The organism is Myxococcus sp. AB025B, from assembly GCF_006518215.1.
Classification (GTDB): domain Bacteria; phylum Myxococcota; class Myxococcia; order Myxococcales; family Myxococcaceae; genus Myxococcus; species Myxococcus fulvus.
Window position 1 is genome coordinate 1 of the sequence record NZ_SRLW01000223.1, and the last position, 16910, is coordinate 16910.

Consider the following 16910-nt stretch of genomic DNA (forward strand, 5'->3'; position numbering starts at 1 on the left):
GCCCGGGTCTCCCTCGCGCACCACCACCCGCCCCGCCGGCAGGAACCGCGTCCACACGGGGAGTGGAGCCCGCCCCACCGGCTCCTGGTCTCTCGAAGGGATGCTCGGAACCGCCGGAGGCCCCTCTCCGTCATTCTCGGGGTTCCGAGAATCCGGAGACACGACTGGCAATGCGGTGGACCGGCTCATCGTCATGCCCCCCTCGGACACAGAGTGGATACGTATGACAGACGTCTCCACCGTCCGGAATTGTCGTTGGGAAGAAAACTTCCTCCCAGCAGCCCGCCGGCACTACGGGATTCCCGCATGCATTTCCCGCCCGCCGCGGGACGCCAACCCCCTCCCTCCACTCGGGAGAATGGCCCGGCCGAGACCTTGTTGGCGGCTGCCGCCCGGTCCTCGGGCAGCAAACGAAACAACGCGGGGATGACAGACACCCCCGCCCCACGTCCCGGTGATGGAAGACAACCTCACACCGGAAGGCGCCCCGAAATACTCCGCAACCTTCGCGCACCGTGTCACCACCCTTGACACCTTCGTTTGCGCATGGCACTTAGACGTCCAATAACGATAATGAGAACCATTCTCATTATCCCACTTTCCGGACGGACCCTCGGGCCCAGGACGAAGGAGACGGACTCGATGGGAGACACACCGCGGGTGGCACTGGTGACGGGCGCGGCGCGGGGCATTGGCGCCGAGGTCGCGCGGGTGCTGGCCCCCGAGGCGACCATCGCCGCCCTCGACACGAACGCCGAGGGGCTGCTGGCGCTGGTGGCGGAGCTGCGAGCGCGGGGCCAGAAGGCCAGCGCATGGCCGGTCAGCGTCAGTGACGCCGCGGCGGTGGAGACGGCGGTCGAGCGCATCGAGAAGGAGCTGGGCCCCATCCACATCCTGGTGAACGTGGCGGGCGTGCTGCGCATGTCCTCCATCGTGGACCTGAGCGACGAGGACTGGGCGACGACCTTCGGGGTGAACACGAACGGCGTGTTCCATGTCTCGCGCGCGGTGGCGCGTCGCATGGTCCCCCGGCGCGAGGGGGTCATCGTCACCGTGGCCTCCAACGCCTCCAGCACGCCCCGGCTGCGGATGGGCGCCTACGCCGCCTCCAAGGCCGCCTCCACCATGTTCACCAAGTGCCTGGGCCTGGAGCTGGCGCAATACGGCATCCGTTGCAACGTGGTGTCTCCGGGCTCCACGGACACCGACATGCAGCGGGGCATGTGGACGGACGCCAACGGCGCCCAGGCCGTCATCGCCGGCTCCTCCGAGAGCTTCCGCGTCGGCATCCCGCTCAAGCGCATCGCCGACCCGCGAGACATCGCGCACGCGGTGCAGTTCCTGGTGTCGGACCGCGCGCGCCACATCACCCTGCACGACCTGTGTGTCGACGGCGGCGCCACCCTGGGCACCTGAGCACGTGCCCTCCGGACACCCGTGGTTCTCTGCTCGACTTGTTACCTTTGTTTCACGATTGAAACAGTGGAAGGCCACGGGAGTCGCGTCCGATGCGCGCTCCGGGTCCTCCGCGACTGGAGGTTGGCTTTGAAGACGACCGAAGTGGCACCCCAGAAGCTGGCGGCGCAGTTGCTCGAGAGCTACGAGGCCGGCTCCTCCTTCTTCTTCGCCTCGCCACGCCGGACGTTGTTGGCGCGGGGCACCTTCGCCACGGTGCCGCACGTGGGCGGCCAGAGCTCGCTGGAGCGGCTGGGCGAGCGCGTGGCCAAGGTGCTGAGCGACGCGCGCCAGGCGGACCATGACATCCCGGTGGCGGTGGGCGCGGTGCCCTTCGTCGGCCGCGCGCCCGCGCAGCTCGTGGTGCCGATGACGCTCCAGCGCGCCGGCCCGCTCGTGTTCGACGACGTGGCCATGCCGCCCCCCGTCCTCCCGCAGCGCTACACGGTGCGCCCGGTGCCGGAGCCCGCCGCGTACCTGGACGGCGTGACCCAGGCGCTCAAGCTCATGCAGAGCGGCCCCCTGCGCAAGGTGGTGCTGTCGCGCTCGCTGCACCTGAGCGCCAACACGCCCATCGACCTGCAGCGGCTGCTGCACAACCTGGCCCGCCGCAACCCGTCCGGCTTCACCTTCGCCGTGGACCTGCCCGGCGCCAGCGCGGGCGAGGGCCGGCGCACGCTCATCGGCGCGAGCCCCGAGCTGCTCGTGTCTCGCAACGGGATGCAGGTGGTGGCCAACCCGCTGGCGGGTTCCGCCGCGCGCAGCCCGGACCCCGTCGAGGACCAGGCCCGGGCGGCCCGCCTCCTCGAGTCCCCCAAGGATCTGCACGAGCACGCGGTGGTCATCGACGCGGTGGCGGAGGCGATGCGTCCGTTCTGCAAGACGCTGGAGGTGCCGGCCCGGCCGTCGCTCGTCAGCACGCAGACGATGTGGCACCTGTCCAGCCGCATCGTCGGGGAGATCGCCGACCCGTCCATCTCCTCGCTGACGCTGGCGATGGCGCTGCACCCCACGCCGGCCGTGTGCGGCTTCCCCACGGAGCTGGCGCACGAGGCCATCGGCCACATCGAGCCGTTCGACCGGGGCTACTTCACGGGCACCGTGGGCTGGTGCGACGCCAACGGCGACGGCCAGTGGGCGGTGACCATCCGGTGCGCGGAGGCGGACGAGAGCTCGCTGCGGCTGTTCGCGGGCGCGGGCATCGTCGCGGGCTCCAAGCCGGAGTCGGAGCTGGCGGAGACCGAGGCCAAGTTCCGCACCATGCTCCAGGCCATGGGCCTGGGCCAGGGCGCCGAGGTGAAGCCATGAGCACGACCGCGTCCCGGCTCCCCGGCTGCCCCACCTGGCCGGAGGAATATGCCGCGCGCTACCGCGCCGCGGGCTACTGGCGCGGGGAGACCTTCGGCAAGCTCCTGCGCGAGCGCGCCGAGCGCCACGGCGACCTCACCGCGCTGGTCTCCGGCGCCGAGCGGCTCACGTACCGGCAGCTCGACGCGCGCGTGGACCAGCTCGCCGCGGGCCTGCACGGCCTGGGCATCCGCGCGCGGGACCGGGTGGTGGTGCAGCTGCCCAACATCGCCGCGTTCCACGAGGTGTGCTTCGCGCTGTTCCGGCTGGGCGCCCTGCCCGTCTTCGCCCTGCCCGCGCACCGCGGCTCGGAGATCGGCTACTTCTGCGAGTTCACCGAGGCGGTCGCCTACGTCATCGCGGACCGCCACGGCGGCTTCGACTACCGCAACCTCGCCTCCGCCGTGCAGGCGAAGACGCCCACACTCAAGCACGTCCTCGTCGTGGGCGACGCGGGCCCCTTCACCTCGCTGGAGAGCCTGTACGCCGCGCAACCCGTGGCGCTGACCGAGCCCCGCCCCGACGACGTCGCCTTCTTCCAGCTGTCCGGCGGCAGCACGGGCGTGCCCAAGCTCATCCCGCGCACGCACGACGACTACATCTACAGCCTCCGGGCCAGCGCGGAGATCTGCCAGCTCGACACCTCCAGCGTGTACCTGTGCGCGCTGCCGGCGGCGCACAACTTCCCCATGAGCTCGCCGGGCGTGTTCGGCACGTTCTACGCGGGTGGCACCGCGGTGCTGGCCCTGCACCCCAGCCCCGACGTGGCCTTCCCCCTCATCGAGAAGGAGAAGGTCACCATCACCGCCCTGGTGCCGCCCCTGGCCATGGTGTGGATGGACTCGGCCAAGGCGCGCCGGCATGACCTGTCCAGCCTGCGCGTGCTCCAGGTGGGCGGCGCCAGGTTCAGCGCCGAGGCCGCCGCGCGCGTGAAGCCCACGCTCGGCTGCACCGTGCAGCAGGTCTTCGGCATGGCCGAGGGCCTGGTCAACTACACGCGCCTGGACGACTCCGAGGAGCGCATCGTCAACACGCAGGGCCGCCCCATCTGCGTGGACGACGAGCTTCGCATCGTCGACGAGGACGGGCAGGACGTCGCGGTGGGCGAGACGGGCCAGCTGCTCACGCGCGGGCCGTACACCATCCGCGGCTACTACAAGGCGGAGACGCACAACGCGCGCGCCTTCACCTCCGACGGCTTCTACTGCACCGGAGACCTGGTGCGCATGACGCCGGACGGCTACCTGGTGGTCGAGGGCCGCGCGAAGGATCAGATCAACCGCGGCGGTGACAAGGTGGCGGCCGAAGAGGTGGAGAACCACCTGCTGGCGCACCCCGCGGTCCACGACGCCGCCGTCGTGTCCATGCCGGATGCGTTCCTGGGCGAGCGCACCTGCGCGTTCGTCATCCCGCGCGGCCCGCCGCCTCCGGCCACGTCGCTCACCGCGTTCCTGCGGGAGCGGGGCCTGGCGGCCTTCAAGATTCCAGACCGGGTCGAGTTCCTCGACGCGTTCCCCAAGACGGGTGTCGGCAAGGTCAGCAAGAAGGCGCTGCGCGAGAAGCTCAGTCAGCCCAACGCGCCCCGCTGAAGCCCACTCCCCCCACGTCCGCACCAGAAAGGCCCTTCCCCCATGGCGCTCCCCGCCATCTCCCCCTATCCGATGCCCGGCGCCGCCGACCTGCCCAAGAACAAGGTCGCCTGGAAGCTCGAGCCGAAGCGCGCGGTGCTGCTCATCCACGACATGCAGCACTACTTCGTGAACGCCTTCACGCCGGGCCAGTCGCCCGTGAAGGAGCTGGTCCCCAACATCCAGCGGCTGCGCCAGCACGCCCACTCGATGGCCATCCCCGTGGCGTACTCCGCGCAGCCGGGAGGCCAGACGCCGGAGCAGCGCGGGCTCCTGCTGGACTTCTGGGGGGGCGGCATCCCCGACGCCCCGGAGCAGAAGAAGATCATCGACGAGCTGGCGCCCACCCACGTCGACCTCCAGCTCACCAAGTGGACCTACAGCGCGTTCCGCCGCACGGACCTGCTGAACACGATGCGCGCGCTCGGGAGGGATCAGCTCATCATCTGCGGCATCTACGCGCACATCGGCTGCCTGCAGACGGCCAGCGATGGCTTCATGAGCCACATCCAGCCCTTCCTCGTCGCGGACGCGCTGGGTGACTTCTCGCTCGACCACCACCACCTCGCGCTCAACTACGCCGCGAAGCTGTGCGCGGTCACCACCACCACGCAGCAGGTCCTGGAGATGCTGGGCGCGCCCGGGCCGACGACGCTCCCGCGCCTGACCCGGCAGCAGATTCGCGCGGAGGTCGCGGAGATGCTCCAGCAGTCCGTGCAGGAGGTGGGTGAGGACGCGAACCTGCTCGAGCTCGGCCTGGACTCCATCCGCCTGATGAGCCTGGTGGAGCGCTGGAGGAGCCACGGCTTCGAGTCCTCCTTCGTGGAGCTGGCCGAACGCCCCACGCTGACCGAGTGGTACTCGATGCTCGGCGCCATGACGCTCCCGCTCCCGGACGCCAGCAGCGTCCAGGTGTCCGCCCGCTCGTAGTGCACCGCTGCCGGAGCGAGGCCTCCCCCACCTCGCTCCCGCTCGACGTCCCCCAGAAGGATCTGGCGATGCCCGAATCACACGCCGCACCCTGGCCGCTCTCCGCGGCGCAGCACGGAATCTGGGTCGGTCAGCAGCTCGACCTCGCCAGCCCCATCTACAACGCCGGCGAGTGCATCGAGCTGCGCGGCGCCATCGACCCCGCGCACTTCGAGGCCGCCGTCCGGCAGACCGTCTCCGAGGCCGAGGCCCTCCACGCGCGCTTCGAGACCACGGAGGCGGGCCCCTCGCAGCAGGTCACGCCGCGGGTGGACTGGGCGCTCCAGCACGTCGACCTGACGTCCGCCGAGGACCCGTGGGCCGCCGCCCAGGCCTGGATGCGCGAGGACCTGACGCACACCGTGGACCTCACCCGTGGGCCCCTCTTCGCGCAGGTCCTGTTCAAGGCCGGTCCCGAGCGCTGGTTCTGGTTCCAGCGCGTCCACCACATCGCGATGGACGGGTTCGGCTTCTCGCTGCTCGCCCGCCGCGTGGCGGACCTCTACACCTCGCGCGTCACGGGGAAGGCCGCGCCCGCGGGCTTCGGCCCCCTGCGCCCCGTGCTGGACGAGGACGCCGCGTACCGCGCGGGGCCGCAGCTCGAGAAGGACCGTGAGTTCTGGGTCGGCCGGCTCACGGACGCGCCCTTGCCGGTGACGCTGGCCCCGCCCGCGCCCATGTCCGCCACCTTCGTCCGCGCCACGCGGCAGCTCGAGAAGGTCGACGTGGAGCGGATGCAGGGCGTGGCGAAGCAGGTGGGCCTGACGTGGCCGGACCTGGTGCTCGCCGCGGCCGCCGCGTGGCTCCACCAGCGCTCGGGCGCGCCCGAGGTAGTGCTGGGGCTGCCGGTGATGACGCGGCTGGGCTCGGCGGCGATCCGCGTGCCGTGCATGGCGATGAACATCGTGCCCCTGCGCGTGCCCGTGGCGGCGGACGCCTCGCTCGCGTCGCTGGCGCGCGACATCGCCGCGGAGCTGAAGGCGTCCCGGCCGCACCTGCGCTACCGCTACGAGCAGCTGCGCCGCGACCTGCGCCGCGTGGGTGGTCAGCGCAAGCTGTTCGGGCCCGTGGTCAACATCATGCCGTTCGACTACGGCCTGCGCTTCGCGGGGCTGCCCGGCATCGCGCACAACATCTCCGCGGGCCCGGTGGAGGACCTCTCCATCGGCATGTACGCCCGCTCCGACGGCGGCGGCCTGCGCGTCGACTTCGACGCGAACCCCTCCTGCTACGACGCGCGCACGGTGGACAGCCACCAGCGCGAGTTCCTCCAGGCGCTCGACACCTGGCTGGGCGCGCCGGATGCGCCCGTGCGTGGCCAGGGCGCGGGGGTCTCCTCCTCCGCCGCGGCCTCGCTGCTCGACGGCGGCCCGCTCCCCACGGCGCCCCGGCCCGTCCTCGAGCTGATGGAGCAGCAGGTCCGCGAGCAGCCGGACGCCATCGCCTTGGAGCACGGCGGGTTCCGGCTCACGTACCGCGAGCTGTGGGAGTCCTCCGGAGCGCTCGCGGCCCGGCTCACCGAGCAGGGCGCGCGCGCCGACACACCCGTGGCGGTGAAGGTGCCTCGCGGGCTCGACGCCATCATCGCGTCGTTGGGCATCCTCCGCTCCGGCGCGGGCTACCTGCCGCTCGACCCGAACGGCCCCGCATCCCGCGCCTCGGCCATCCTCGAGGACGCCACGCCCTCGCTGCTCGTGCTCCCCTCCGATGCCGTCGAGGCCACCGATGCGAGCCCTCGCGCCTCGGGGCACCTGGACATCCAGCGGCGCGACGTCGCCGCCGCCGAGCAGCCCACGCGCGCCGCCGGTGAGCACCTGGCGTACGTCATCTACACGTCCGGCTCCACGGGCCAGCCCAACGGCGTGCAGATATCCCACGACGCGCTGGCGCACTTCGTCGCGGGTGCCACGCACCGTTACCGCTTCACCCGCGAGGACCGGGTCCTCCAGTTCGCGCCGCTGCACTTCGACGCCAGCGTGGAGGAGGTCTTCCTGACCTTGTGTGTGGGCGGACGCCTGGTGCTGCGCACCGACGAGATGCTCCAGTCGGTGCCGCGCCTGCTCGAGGCCTGCGCGGCCCACGGCATCACCGTGCTCGACCTGCCCACCGCCTTCTGGCACGAGCTGGCCTATGCCGTGTCCACGGGCGCGGCGAAGCTGCCCTCCTCCCTGCGCACGGTCATCATCGGCGGCGAGGCCGCGCTCCCGGAGCGGGTCGCCCGATGGCGCGCCACGGTGGGCCCGAGCGTGGAGTTGCTCAACACCTACGGCCCCACGGAGGCCACGGTGGTGGCGACGGTGGCCTCGCTCAGCGATGCGAAGACCCCCACGTCCGAGCTGCCGATGCCCGACGTGCGCGCGGACACGACGACCTTGCGCGCCGACGCGAATGGCTCCTCGTCCGAGCGTGACGAGGTCGCCATCGGCGTGCCTCTGCCCGGCATGCGCTCGGACACGACCTCGCTCGGTGAAGCGAACGTCCCCACGTCCGAGCGTCACGAGGTCGCCATCGGCGTGCCCCGGCTCGGCATGCGCTCGAACACAACGACCTTGCTCGCTGACGCGCATGGCTCCTCGTCCGATCGCGGCGACGGGGTCCCCATCGGCGCGCCTCTGCCCAGCATGCGCTCGGACACGACGACCTCGCTCGCTGACGCGACCGGCCTCACGTCCGAGCGTGACGAGGTCCCCATCGGCGTGCCGCTGCCCGGCGTGCGCGCGGCGCTGGTGGACGCGCACGGTCGCATCGTCGCCCGGGGCTCCGAGGGCGAGCTGTGCCTGTTGGGTGGCGCGCTCGCGCGCGGCTACCTGGGACGCCCGGAGCTGGACAAGGCCCGCTTCATCTCGCTGGCCGCGCTGCCCGGCCAGCCCCGCGCCTACCGCACCGGCGACAAGGCCCGGCTGCGCGAGGACGGACAGCTGGTCTTCGTCGGCCGCGTGGACGACGAGCTGAAGATCAGCGGACACCGCATCGACCCCGCCGAGGTGGAGACGGTGCTGCTCGGCCACCCCGGCGTGCGCGAGGCCGCGGTGGTGGGCCAGACGCTCCCGGGTGGCGCTCGCCGGCTGTGCGCGCACATCGTCGCGGAGTCCCCGGCACCGTCCGCCGCGGACCTGCGCAAGCACCTGCTCGCGAACCTGCCGGCCCCCATGGTGCCCGGCGCCATCGTGTTCGCCGAGCGGCTGCCTCGCACCAGCACCGGGAAGATCGACCGCGCCGAGCTGCGCAAGGCGGCCCTGGTCGACCCCACCACCCGGACGGCGCAGGCCACCACGGCGCTGGAGCGCGTGGTGCTCGGCATCTGGGAGGAGGTCCTGGGCGCCACGGGCCTCACCGCGCAGGATGACTTCTTCGACCGCGGCGGCCAGTCCCTCCAGAGCATCCAGGTGGCCAACCGCCTGGGCATCGCCCTGGGCCGCGAGGTCCCCGTCGCCACGGTGTTCCGCTACCCCACGGCCGCCGCGCTCGCCCAGGCGCTGGAGCACGGCGAGTCCAGCGGCCACGACACCTCCGGCCCGAGCACGACGATGCTCGCGGACGCCGAGCTGTCCGAGGACATCGTCCCCCGCCTCGCGCCTCCCGCGACGACGGGAGCCGCGCGCACCTTCGAGGCGCTGTTCCCCGAGCCCCGCCAGGTGCTGCTCACCGGCGCCACCGGCTTCGTCGGCGCGCACCTGCTCGACCAGCTCCTGCGCCAGACCCAGGCGCGCGTGGTGTGCCTGGTGCGAGCCAAGGACGAAGCCCAGGCCCTGGAGCGCATCCGCGCGGCGATGACGTCACAGCGGCTGTCGACCGAGGGCCTCGGCGAGCGCGTCCTCGCGCTCCCGTCGGACCTCACCCAGCCCTCGCTCGGGCTCGACAGCGCGCGCTTCCATGGGCTCGCGGCCGAGTGCGACGTCATCCTGCACAACGCCGCCGTGGTGAGCGTGGTGCGAGAGTACGGCAGCCTCCAGGCCGTCAACGTCCGGGGCACGCGCGAGCTGCTGCGGCTGGCCGCCGCCGTGCGGCCCAAGCCCTTCCACTACGTGTCCACGCTGGCCGTGGCGCCCCAGGCCGATGTCAGCCCCGAGGTGCCCGAGGACTTCGTGCCCGCGCACCCCGGCCTGCGCGACGGCTACCAGCAGAGCAAGTGGGTCGCGGAGCGGCTCGTGCAACAGGCGTCCGAGCGCGGCCTGCCCGTCGCCGTGTACCGGCTGGGCCGCGTCGTCGGAGCCACCGACACCGCCATCGTCAACCCGCAGGACCTGGTCTGGCGAATCCTCCTGGCGGGCATCCCCGCCCGCACGCTGCCGATGCTCGAGGTGGGCGAGACGTGGACGCCCGTCGACTACGTGGCGCGCGCCATCGTCAAGCTGTCGCGCACGGCCACGCCCGGCACGGTGTTCAACGTCACGCCCGTCCCCGACGTGCGCCTGCCGGACCTGTTCCGCTGGGTGCGCGAGTACGGCTACCCCGTGGACCTGCTCCCCGTCCCCCAGTGGCGCGCCCAGGTCGCCGAGCGCGCGGGCACCGCCGACAACACCACCACGCTGGCCTTCTTCGACCTGCGCTCCGGTGACTCCCAACCCGCGTTCGGCCTGGGGCCCATCCGCTGTCAGCGCCTCCATCACGCCCTGGAGGGCACGGCCATCACCTGCCCCCCCGCGGACCGCCCCCTCTTCTTCCGATACCTCGCCTACTGCGTCGCGAACGGCCTGCTGCCGGCGACGCCTGGCACCCCTCTGGAAACGGCCCCCTCCCGATGAACCGAACCTGGAACCCCCGCACCTGGCGGCAGAAGCCCGTGAAGTACATGCCGGAGGACTATCCGGACGCGCGAGCCCTCACGCAGGTCGAGGATGAGCTGTCCCGGCTGCCCCTGCTGGTGAATCCCGCGGAGACGCGCCGGCTCACCTCCGCCCTGGCCCAGGTCGCCCAGGGCAAGGCCTTCCTGCTCCAGGGCGGCGACTGCGCGGAGAGCTTCAAGGAGTTCACCTCCGACAACATCCGCGACACCTTCCGCCTCATCCTCCAGATGGCGCTGGTGCTCACGTTCGCCGGCGGCAGGCCCGTGGTGAAGGTGGGCCGCATCGCCGGCCAGTTCGCCAAGCCGCGCTCCAGCCCCGTGGAGACGCTCGACGGCGTCACCCTCCCCGCGTATCGCGGCGACATCATCAACGGCATGGACTTCGACGCCGCGGAGCGCACGCCCGACCCCAAGCGCCTGCTCAAGGCCTACCACCAGTCCTCCGCCACGCTGAACCTGCTCCGGGCCTATGCCCAGAGCGGTTACGCGGACCTGTGCAACCTGCACCAGTGGTCGCTCGACTCCGTCGCCGGCACGCCCGGCGCCGACCACTACCGCAAGCTCGCCGACTCCATCTTCGAGTCGCTGTGCTTCATCAACGCGCTCAGCCCCACCGCCGAACACAACGCGCCGTCCCCCATCCCCGTGGACCTGTTCACCAGCCACGAGGCCCTGCTCCTCAACTTCGAGGAGACGATGACCCGCCAGGAGTCCTCCAGCGGCCACTGGTACGACGGCTCCGCCCACATGCTCTGGATTGGCGAGCGCACCCGCCAGCTCGACGGCGGCCACGTCGAGTTCATGCGCGGCATCCGTAACCCCATTGGCGTCAAGTGCGGCCCCACGATGGAGCCCGATGACCTGCTGCGCCTGATGGACGCCCTCAACCCGGACGCCCTCCCGGGCCGCCTCACGCTCATCGGCCGCTTCGGCTCCGACAAGGTCGCCGACTGTCTGCCCCGCCTCATGACCGCCACCCGCCGCGACGGCCGCCCCGTCATCTGGTCCATCGACCCGATGCACGGCAACACCCACAAGGCCAGCAACGGCTACAAGACGCGCGCCTTCGACCGCATCCTCTCCGAGGTGAAGACCTTCCTGGAGGTCGCCGCCGCCGAGAGCGTCCACGCCGGCGGCATGCACCTGGAGATGACCGGCCAGAACGTCACCGAGTGCCTGGGCGGCCCGCTCGCCGTCACCGAGGACGACCTCCACAGCCGCTACCACACGCACTGCGACCCTCGCCTGAACGGAGACCAGGCGCTCCAGCTTTCCTTCATGGTCGCGGAAAAGCTCCGGGACATGAAGTCTCCTCACGCCCGCGCAGCCTGACTCAACCCCCAACCCTTGACATCAATGGCACCCCGGGAATAAACGACCTCGATAATGAAAATGCGAACCATTTTCATAATCCACGCCCGACGTGGAGCGGGGCGCGTGTTCCAGGGCGCGGCGCTGCTGGCGTGCCTGGCCGCGCCGCTGCCCGTGTGGGCGCAGGTCGACGGTGGGCCCCCTCCTGGCGCGGAGGCAACGCCGCCGTCAGTGGTGCCGCCGAAGCTGGTGACCTTCATCGAGGCGCCCTACCCGGCCGAGGCGGAGCAGGCCGGGCTGGAGGCCACCGTCCGGCTGAAGCTGACGCTGGATGACCAGGGCGGCGTCATCGAGGCGCAGGTCCTGGACCCCCAGGGCCACGGCTTCGACGAGGCGGCGAAGGACGCCGCGCTGCGCTTCCGCTTCGAGCCCGCGCGACGTGACGGGGTCGCCGTCCCCTCGCGCATCGCCTACAGCTACGAGTTCCGGCTCCCCGTCACCCCCGAGCCCACCGTGGTGACGGAGGCTCCCGGCCAGGCGCGAGACGTCGCTTCCGAGCCGACCGCATCGGAGGAGCCCGCGCCGCGCAGGCCTTCGTCGCAGGGCGAGCCCACCGAGCCACCGCCGGTCATCACCACCGCGCCCGTGGACGTCACCCAGGAGGCCATCGAGGTCACGGTGGAGGGCGAGTCCGTGGCGAACCGCCGGCGTCGCTCCGCCGAGTCGGTGAAGGTCATCGAGACGGAGAACCTCCAGCGAGAGGCCGTGGACATGGCCCAGGCGCTGGCGCGCACCGAGGGCGTCGACGTGCGGCGTGGAGGGGGCCTGGGCAGCCGCGCGCGCTTCTCGCTGGCGGGCCTGTCCGAGGACCAGGTGCGCTTCTTCATCGACGGCGTCCCGCTGGAGCTCGCCGGCTTCGGACCGGACTTCGCGAACGTGCCCGTCAACCTGGTCCAGCGCATGGAGCTGTACCAGGGCGTGGTGCCGGCGCGCTTCGGCGCGGACGCGCTGGGGGGCGCGGTGCACATCGTCACCGCGGAGAACCTCCAGCGCACGGGCGCCTCGGCCTCGTATGAGCTGGGCTCGTTCGAGACGCACCGGGTGACGGCGAGCGCGCAGCACGGCACCGGCTCCGGGATGTTCGTCCGCGCCAGCGGCTTCTTCGACTCCAGCCCCAACGACTACCGGGTGGACGTGCAGGTGGACGACGCCGAGGGCCGCATCCACGACGCGCGCCTGCCGCGCTTCCATGACGCCTTCCGCGCGGGCGGCGGCGGCGTGGAGGTCGGCGTGCTGAACCGGCCCTGGGCCCGCAGGCTCAGCCTGCGCGTCTTCGGCTCCGCCTCCACCAAGGAGGTCCAGCACGACGCCACCATGAGCAACGCGTATGGCGACGTCGACACGAGCAACCGCTCCGGTGGCGCCACGCTCCGCTTCGAGCAGCTCGCCGGGCGCGACCTCGTGCTGGACGCCGTGGGGGGTTACGTCTACCGCCGCGCCTCGCTGACGGACCTGGGCTCCTGCGCCTACGACTGGTTCGGCCGCTGCATCCTCACCTTGCCCCAGCCCGGGGAGCTGCAGTCCCGCGCCATCGACCGGCGGGTGGGACAGCACACGGCCTTCCTCCGGGCCAACGCCGGGTGGACCTTCGCCCCGAACCAGATGCTGCGCCTGGCCGTGGCGCCCACGTACGTGACGCGCGCCGGAGAGGACCGCGCGCTGGCGCGGCTGGGACAACAGGACCCGCTCACGGGGGACCGGAGCCTGTTCAACCTCGTGACGGGGCTGGAGCACGAGCTCGATGCACTCGACGAGCGGCTGGAGAACATCGCCTTCGCCAAGAGCTACGTGCAGTTGGCGCGCGCGGAGCGCATCAGCGCCAGCGGCGCCTTCGCGCCCGTCGACCGGGACACCTACAACTTCGGCGTGGGCGACTCGCTGCGCTACCACGTGACGCCCCGGCTCACCGCCAAGGCCGCGTACGAGTGGGCCACGCGCCTGCCCGGCCCCGATGAGATCTTCGGCGACGGCATGCTCATCGACTCCAACCTCACCCTGGAGCCGGAGACCAGCCACAACGTCAACCTGGAGCTCGCGTTCGACAGCGGCGAGACGCCCCGGGGCAGTTTCCGCGGCGGCGCGCTGGGCTTCGCCCGCCTCACCGACCAGTTCATCATGCCCATCGGCCGCGAGGGCTACTTCACCTACCAGAACGTCTTCGCGGCCCGCATCCTGGGCGCCACGGGCGCGGCGGGCTGGACCTCGCCGGGCCAGTACCTCTCGCTGGATGGCAACGCGACCTTCCAGGACATCCGCAACGCCTCCTCCGAGGGCAACTTCGGGGCGTTCGACGGACAGCGCCTGCCCGGCCGGCCCTCGCTGCTGGCCAACGGCAGCGCCCGCTTCCAACTGAGCGGCCTGGCCTCCGCGCGCGACGAGCTGTCGCTGTCCTGGCACACCCGCTTCGTCAACACCTTCTACCGGGGCTGGGAGGGGCTGGGCAGCAAGGACTCGAAGTCGCGCATCCCCTCGCAGCTGCTGCACTCGCTCGCCGTCACGTACGTCACGCGGACCGCTCGCGCGACGCTGAGCTGGACGGTCGACGTGCGCAACCTCACCGATGCCATCGCCATGGACTTCTACGGCGTGCAACGCCCCGGCCGCGGCGTGTCCGCCAAGCTGGTCGCCGAGCTCTGACTCAGTCCCCACGCATCATCTCGCAACGTCGTGAAAGGAAATCCCCCCATGAAGGTCCGTTCGTTCTTCCCCCTGTCGCGCATCACCGCCGCGGCGCTCGCGCTGTCGCTCCTCACGGGCTGCGGTGACGACGAGGACTCCGACGAGGCCGACTACGACGGCCCGCTCTACGCCGCCATCACCCAGTCGAGCGTCGACGGCGAGGCCATCAGCTACGTGGCGCTGCTGCGCTCGGTCGACCAGACCGAGAAGATCTCCCTCAAGGACGCCGTGGAGATTCCCGGCCGCGCGCTCGGCTCCGGCGTCCGCAAGGCGGGCGTGCTGTTCGTCAGCCACAGCGAGGAGGCCAAGGTCGAGCGGTTCAAGATCACCTCCAAGGGCAAGCTCGAGTCCGACGGCGAGGTCAGCTTCAAGGGCCGCGGCATCGACAACATCGAGGAGTACCAGCACCAGTTCCAGTTCATCTCCGACACCAAGGCGTACTTCGTGGACGCCCACACGGCGCAGATCATCGTGTGGAACCCCACCGCGATGTCCGTGACGAGCGCCATCCCCCTGCCGGGCCTGGCCATCGAGGGCGCGCTCACGTCCTTCTCCACCATGCCGGTGCGCGTGGGCACCCGCCTCATCATCCCCATCGCCTGGCGCCCCAGCGCGGACATCGCCGTCATCAACCAGGCCGGCGTGGTGGTCATCGACACCACGAACGACTCGGTCAAGGTCGTCACGGACAACCGCTGCGGCTGGGTGCGTGACAGCGTCGTCGGCCCGGACAACCAGGTGTACCTGGCCACCGAGGCGTACGGCTCCGCCGTCAACCGCCTGAAGGGCGCGGACAAGGCCGCGACGCCCTGCCTCATCCGCTTCAACCCGGAGAGCGGCGCGTTCGACGCGAACTTCTACCGCGAGCTGTCGGGGCTGACCAACGGCACCACCACGGGCTCGCTGGTGCGCGGCCCCAGCGGCACCGCATACCTGCGCGTGCTGGACGAGCAGGGCTACACGGTGGACCCGGAGGCCCACCCGCGACTGGTCGCCAGCGCCCCGGCCTGGAAGTTCTGGCAGCTCAACCTGAGCACCTTCACCGCCACCGCGGTGAACACGCTGCCCGCCTCCTCCGGCAGCACGTTCCTCTACGAGGCGGACGACAACCGCCTGCTCTTCACCGAGTTCACCAACAACTCCTCGCTCACCCACTTCCGTGAGCTGACCGACCAGAGCGGCAGGCGGGTCTTCAGCTCCGACGGCCTCATCTTCTCGTTCCTGCAGCTGCGCTGAAGTCCTGGCGGGCTGACCCCGGAGGCACCGGCTTCACACAGGCTGCCTCCGGGGCTGCACCGCGCCCCACCGACGACCTCGAGGACCCGACCCATGCACATCGTCGAAATCGTCAAGGATGTCTTCATCCACTGGGGCGCCAACTGGGTGCTCTGGCTCCTGTTCGCGCTGTCGCTGGTGAGCCTGGGCGTCATCCTCGAGCGCTGGTGGTTGTTCCGCACCAAGCAGGACCGGGTCCGCGAGCTGTCCGGCGCGCTGGAGGCGACGCTGTCCACGGGCGACTTCCCCGCCGCCATCTCCACGCTGGAGAAGCGCACGTCGGTGGGCGCCGCCGTGGCGCGCGCGGGGTTGAGGCTCGCGCCGCAGGGCATGACGGCCGCGGAGAAGGGCATGCAGAGCGCGCTCGCCATCGAGCGCTCCACGCTGGAGAACCGGCTGGCCTTCCTGGGCACGCTGGGCAACAACGCGCCGTTCATCGGCCTGTTCGGCACCGTCATCGGCGTGCTGCTGGCCTTCGAGGCGCTGAGCAAGACGCAGGGCGCGCCCTCCGGCACCAGCCAGGTCGCCTCCAACGCGGTGATGGGCAGCATCGCCGAGGCGCTGGTGGCCACCGCCGTCGGCATCGGCGTGGCCCTGCCCGCCGTCGCCGCCTACAACTACTTCCAGCGCCGCATCGCCAGCATCCTCGCGGACGCGGAGGCGCTGACCAACCTGGTGCTGGCCTACGTCTCCGCCCGTGAGCGGAACGGAGGCGCCTGAGCATGGCCGGCGGAACGCAGCCTCGCGGTGGGTTGATCGAGGGCATCAACGTCACGCCCCTCGTGGACATCATGCTGGTGCTGCTCATCATCTTCATGGTCACCGCGCGGCTGGTGGACAGCCCCGCCGTGCCCCTGGACCTTCCCAAGGCGGCCCAGAGCGAGCACGTGCAGACGGCCTACGCGGTGGCGCTCACCTCCACGGGCCAGGTGCTGGTGAACGGCGAGGAGGTCTCCGACGTCGCGCTGCGGGACGGCGCGCGCCAGGCGCTGGCGAAGGACGCGGAGCTGCGCGCCGTCATCCAGGCGGACGGCGCCGTTCCCCATCGCCGCGTCATCTTCGTGCTGGACCAGCTCAAGGAGGCGGGGCTCACCAAGGTCGCGTTCGGCACCGTGCGTCCGGAGCCCACCGAGGCCCCCCTCACGGCGGAGGACGGGCGTGTCACTCCCTGAGCCCGCGCCTCGTCGCGACGACGACATCGCGAGCATCATCCTGGGACCGCCGCCCCCGCGACGCAGCCGCCATGGCCTCGCGTGGACGCTGCTCATCTCCGGCCTCGTGCACGCCACCGTTGGAGTCGTGGCGTGGCACGGCTGGAGGTCCTCCTCCGAGCGACCACCGCCCGTGGCCGCCCCGCGCAAGCAGGTGATCCAGGTGGACCACGAGGTGGACCTGAATCC

General features: G+C 71.4%; 10 protein-coding genes and 2 pseudogenes. 11 read left to right on the forward strand and 1 reads right to left on the reverse strand.

The genetic code is table 11. From position 1 onward, the window contains the following. A pseudogene (locus FL311_RS45455) lies at window positions 1–189 on the reverse strand (hypothetical protein); the annotation flags it as partial. Window positions 190–642: 453 nt separating this feature from the next. On the opposite strand from FL311_RS45455, the gene FL311_RS30085 reads away from it, so the two are divergent. The 11 genes and pseudogenes from FL311_RS30085 to FL311_RS30140 all read left to right on the forward strand — a co-directional run. Then, entirely contained in the window at window positions 643–1416 is a 774-nt protein-coding gene (locus FL311_RS30085) for a 2,3-dihydro-2,3-dihydroxybenzoate dehydrogenase (RefSeq protein WP_141330489.1), read from the forward strand. A gap of 129 nt (window positions 1417–1545) precedes the next feature. After that, window positions 1546–2763, forward strand: coding sequence for an isochorismate synthase DhbC (dhbC, locus tag FL311_RS30090; protein WP_141330491.1), 1218 nt, complete (start codon window positions 1546–1548; stop codon window positions 2761–2763). After that, complete coding sequence (locus FL311_RS30095) at window positions 2760–4391, forward strand: (2,3-dihydroxybenzoyl)adenylate synthase (RefSeq protein ID WP_141330493.1); 1632 nt, start codon at window positions 2760–2762, stop codon at window positions 4389–4391. The genes dhbC and FL311_RS30095 overlap by 4 nt, the downstream gene beginning before the upstream one ends. 42 nt (window positions 4392–4433) lie before the next feature. Next, a complete protein-coding gene (locus tag FL311_RS30100; RefSeq protein WP_141330495.1) occupies window positions 4434–5360 on the forward strand; it encodes an isochorismatase family protein in 927 nt (308 codons plus the stop codon). Window positions 5361–5428: 68 nt separating this feature from the next. Next, window positions 5429–10144 carry a thioester reductase domain-containing protein gene (locus FL311_RS45460; RefSeq protein WP_228557171.1) on the forward strand — a complete coding sequence of 1572 codons (4716 nt, stop codon included), beginning with the start codon at window positions 5429–5431 and terminating at the stop codon, window positions 10142–10144. After that, window positions 10141–11517, forward strand: coding sequence for a class II 3-deoxy-7-phosphoheptulonate synthase (locus FL311_RS30115; RefSeq protein ID WP_141330497.1), 1377 nt, complete (start codon window positions 10141–10143; stop codon window positions 11515–11517). Before FL311_RS45460 ends, FL311_RS30115 begins: the two co-directional genes overlap by 4 nt. Window positions 11518–11622: 105 nt before the next feature. Further along, window positions 11623–14193: a TonB-dependent siderophore myxochelin receptor MxcH gene (mxcH, locus tag FL311_RS30120; RefSeq protein ID WP_228557172.1), complete on the forward strand. Its 2571-nt coding sequence runs from the start codon at window positions 11623–11625 to the stop codon at window positions 14191–14193. A 48-nt stretch (window positions 14194–14241) separates the two neighbouring features. Then, window positions 14242–15471, forward strand: a complete 1230-nt coding sequence (locus FL311_RS30125; protein ID WP_141330500.1) for a hypothetical protein — start codon at window positions 14242–14244, stop codon at window positions 15469–15471. A 93-nt stretch (window positions 15472–15564) separates the two neighbouring features. After that, on the forward strand, window positions 15565–16230 hold the full coding sequence (locus tag FL311_RS30130) for a MotA/TolQ/ExbB proton channel family protein (RefSeq protein WP_141330502.1): 666 nt from the start codon (window positions 15565–15567) through the stop codon (window positions 16228–16230). 2 nt (window positions 16231–16232) lie between these two features. Beyond that, on the forward strand, window positions 16233–16682 hold the full coding sequence (locus FL311_RS30135; protein WP_141330504.1) for a biopolymer transporter ExbD: 450 nt from the start codon (window positions 16233–16235) through the stop codon (window positions 16680–16682). After that, window positions 16669–16910 (forward strand): annotated as a pseudogene (locus FL311_RS30140) (ferric siderophore ABC transporter substrate-binding protein); the annotation flags it as partial. The gene FL311_RS30135 and the pseudogene FL311_RS30140, both read left to right, overlap by 14 nt.